Source organism: Oscillibacter valericigenes, from assembly GCF_021531915.1.
In the GTDB taxonomy this organism is placed as follows: domain Bacteria; phylum Bacillota; class Clostridia; order Oscillospirales; family Oscillospiraceae; genus Oscillibacter; species Oscillibacter valericigenes_A.
Window position 1 is genome coordinate 1 of the sequence record NZ_JAFBIV010000040.1, and the last position, 3,488, is coordinate 3,488.

Sequence of the window (3,488 nt, forward strand, 5' to 3'; positions counted from 1 at the left end):
GGCGGGGGAGGCGCATGGGGGCAGTGCGCCCAAAAGGAGGAATGAGCTATGGGAAAGAGAAGCGCGGCGTTTTATATCACGCAGGCGGAGTGTGACCGGCTGCGGAAGGAGCACCGGCGGGAGCTGGCGGCAAAGCAGCGGGCGGAGTATCTGGCCCGGCTGCAGCGGGAGTGTCGGGAGGACTGGCTGGAACGGGTGTATGGCGTGAGAGGAGGCAGTTATGGCGGAAACTGGTAATTATCAACTGAAGCAATGGGAGAAAACAGACCGCATCCAGATGGAGGATTTCAACACGGACAACGCGAAGACGGACCAGGCGCTGGCCCAGCAGCGGGACGATCTGGTGGCCCTGACGGCGGCCATGGCGCTGTATGGCAACTGCAAAATCTGGACAACCAGTTATACCGGAACTGGCAACGCGGTTACTTCTCGATCGCTCCAGTTTCCCTGGGTTCCCGCAGCCGTGCTGATCATCGGAGTGGATGGCAGAACCGTATTGACCACACCTGGGGCAACCACTGCGGTTGTCCCCTTCACAAGTACCGGCATTATGAGTATCTCCTGGTCCGGTACAACGCTGACCTGGCAAACCGATGCCCTTGGTGATATCCGCATGAATCAGAAGGACAGTGTCTATCAGGTGATCGCCTGGGCATCTGTTTAAAGAAAGGCCCCCCGGACCGAAGTCCGGGGGGCCTTTTTGTGCGAATTAGGCAGGCTGGCGATTCAAAAGATTAGGACCAGCTAATGGTAGCAGTCTTATCGGCAGCAGCCTGGCCACGAGCGAAGGAAATCTGAACAGTCATGCTCGTGTCACCAGCAGAAGCAGTTCCAGTGCTGCCGGCAAACTCGCTCTCAGCCACAGAGGCGTTGCGGGTTGCCGGGAAGGTTACACCGCTATTCAGAGCAATCGTAACCTCGGACCACTCAGCAGTGCAGACCCACAGATAGTCAGCAGACAGCTTTGCGACCGCTTTGCAGGCAGGAGTGAGTTCCAGCTTAACCAGGTAAGCAACATCATCCTGAGTCACGGTGAACTTGGTCTGACGGTCGCCCATGGTGGCAACAACATCATAGCCAGTCTCAGAAGTGGTATTGGGGATGGTGTAGTTGAAGGTGTAACCGGCATCCTTCAGGGTGGCCTTGATCAGGTCCAGAGCAGAGGTACCACCATTGTGACGGACCACTTCGATCTCACCAGTCAGAGCGCTGGCATTCAGATCGGAGATGATGGCCTTCTCCTCAACACCACCGTAGGTGTAGGTGGGAGCGACATAGATGTCGTCGACCAGGATGACGCTGGTGGCAACGCCACCCTCGGTGAAGACATAGATGGTGCCCTTGAAGTTGTTGGTCTCGTCATAGCGGCTCAGGTTCTTGATGGCCTTCTCCACGGTGGCGTACTCAACAGTCTTCAGCTTGCCAGCCTTGTTCTCGATCACGACGGCGGGGCAGTCATTGTCGAGAGCAACGCCCTGCTTAGCGGTCTTGCTGGTGATCCACAGGGTGTTCTTGGTGGCGCTCAGATCCACAGCATTCGCATAGGTGGCCTCGATGGCCTTGGTGGTAGTGGGATTGGTGTTGTACTGAGCGAAGGTGTCACCGTTCCAGGGATCGGCGTCGATGATGTACTCATCGGCAGCATCCTTGAACAGCTGATACAGACCAGCAGTGAAAGCGTCGTCATAGGGCAGCTCGCTCTTGAAGGTGACAGGGGTGGCCTTGCCGCCGATGACAGCCTTCATATCCCAGTAGTACTTGCCGTCAGAGAACTTCTCGTTCTCGGGCTCGCCGTACAGGTAAGCAATGCTGCTGGCAGCGCCGGCATCCTCACCGACGACCACGGCGGCGATGATGTAGTTGGTCTTGGCGTTGTACAGAGCATAGATGCCAGAGGAAACAGTGTTGGTGGTGCCGTGAGGAGCAACAGCGTTGCCGTTCTTGTCGATGAACTTCAGATCCTTCTGAACATCGGTGGTGTCAAACACGTTGATGTTGACGTTCTTCACGCCCTCGGCGAAGGAGACGACCTTACCGATCACACCCAGGCAGCCGGTATTGGCGGTAGCGCTGTGAGCATTGCCGTGAGTCAGGTCAGAAGTCTTGACAGTGATGAACTTGGTGCCGTCGTTGGCATAGCGCCACTCGGCAGTCTGAGGAGTAGTATCCTTAATGGCAACGTGGGCCTTGTCAATAACGCTGTTGTCAGCCTTGGTGCCCTGGAACTGGGCGGCGACAGACTTCAGGGTGTAAACGCCGTCCTTCTCGGAGTAGGTGTACCACTTGTTGACACCAGCATCAGTGATGTCGCCAGTGTTCCAGACCCACTGCTCGCCAGCGGCGAAGGTAGACTTGCCAACGTTGACCTTGATGGTATCCATGGTGCCGTCGTCAGCGAAGATAACGGAAGCCTCAGCGGTCTTGTTGGTCAGGTTGCTGGAGCCCATGTCATAACCGGTGACGAACAGATACTTGGTCTTCTCGGTAACGATCTTGATGCCGATCAGGTAGCCGTACTGATCCAGCCACATGTCATAAGTGACATTGTCCAGGTTATCGTTATCGTAGTTATTCAGGGTGCCAGCCTCATAAACAGCGGTCTCAGCATACTCATACTTGGTGCCGCCGGTGGTGACGCTCTTGCCCTTGCTGAACTCGGTCAGAGTGGCCTCGTCGATGGTCTCGGGGTCAACAATGGTCTGGACCACGCCGTCAGCGATGGTGACCAGGACCATGTCGCCGTCCTCGTACTTCTCGATGGCGGGGATGTCCTCCAGCTTGATGACGGCAACAGCGGGATCATAGCCATAGACATCATCCAGGGCCAGGGTCTCCTTCTTCTCGTTGTAGTCATCGGTCTTAGCCAGATAGGTGTTAATCTCGGTGATGGTGACAATCTCGTCGTCGTTATCAACGAAGACCTGGGTCAGAACGCCGTTGCCGGTGCCTTCCAGATCGCTGTCGTTGCTCTTCTTGAGATCAGCCTTGGTGATGATGTCGCTCTCAACACCGTCCACCCAAACATTCAGGGTGTACTTGCCGTCCAGAACGATGGTGCCGGCGTCAGTGTAGACTTCCTTGCCCTCGGTGGCAACAGTGTACTCACCGACCATCTTGGAATAGTCAACATAGGTGCCCAGGTCCTTCTTGTTGTTGGCCCAGATATAAGCGGGACGGCCAAAAGCATCGGAGGTGGGCTTCTTGACCAGCTTGGGGAAGTGCTTCTCAGCGAACTGCACGAAGCCGTCGGGCTTGATATTGCCATCGTTCAGCTTGGCAGTGCCCCAGGCCACATCCTGAGCCTTGCCCTGCAGCACGACCTGAGCGCCGCCAACGTTGATGGTGGTCTTCTCGTCGTACTCAACCAGGGTAGCCTGCAGGGTGTTGAAAGCAAACAGGGCAGCCTCTTCACGAGTGATCTGCTTGCCGCCGTCGAAGTCGACCAGCAGGCCCTTGTTCAGGCCCAGGCCGATGGCCTGCTTGGCAAC

2 protein-coding genes and 1 pseudogene are annotated in these 3,488 nt (G+C 56.5%); 2 read left to right on the forward strand and 1 reads right to left on the reverse strand.

The features are described 5' to 3' along the window. Window positions 1–48: 48 nt before the first annotated feature. Both JQM66_RS12370 and JQM66_RS12375 read left to right on the forward strand, forming a co-directional pair. Window positions 49–237, forward strand: a complete 189-nt coding sequence (locus tag JQM66_RS12370) for a hypothetical protein (RefSeq protein ID WP_235230169.1) — start codon at window positions 49–51, stop codon at window positions 235–237. Beyond that, on the forward strand, window positions 221–664 hold the full coding sequence (locus JQM66_RS12375) for a hypothetical protein (protein WP_235230170.1): 444 nt from the start codon (window positions 221–223) through the stop codon (window positions 662–664). Before JQM66_RS12370 ends, JQM66_RS12375 begins: the two co-directional genes overlap by 17 nt. Window positions 665–734: 70 nt before the next feature. Here JQM66_RS12375 and JQM66_RS12380 read toward each other — a convergent pair. Continuing rightward, window positions 735–3,488: pseudogene (locus JQM66_RS12380) on the reverse strand (hypothetical protein); the annotation flags it as partial.

What these genes read in the sequence shown, in the direction of transcription:
- JQM66_RS12375 (WP_235230170.1), top strand. Translation starts at nt 221, where the DNA reads ATGGCGGAAACTGGTAATTATCAACTGAAGCAATGGGAGAAAACAGAC.
- JQM66_RS12370 (WP_235230169.1), top strand. Translation starts at nt 49, where the DNA reads ATGGGAAAGAGAAGCGCGGCGTTTTATATCACGCAGGCGGAGTGTGAC.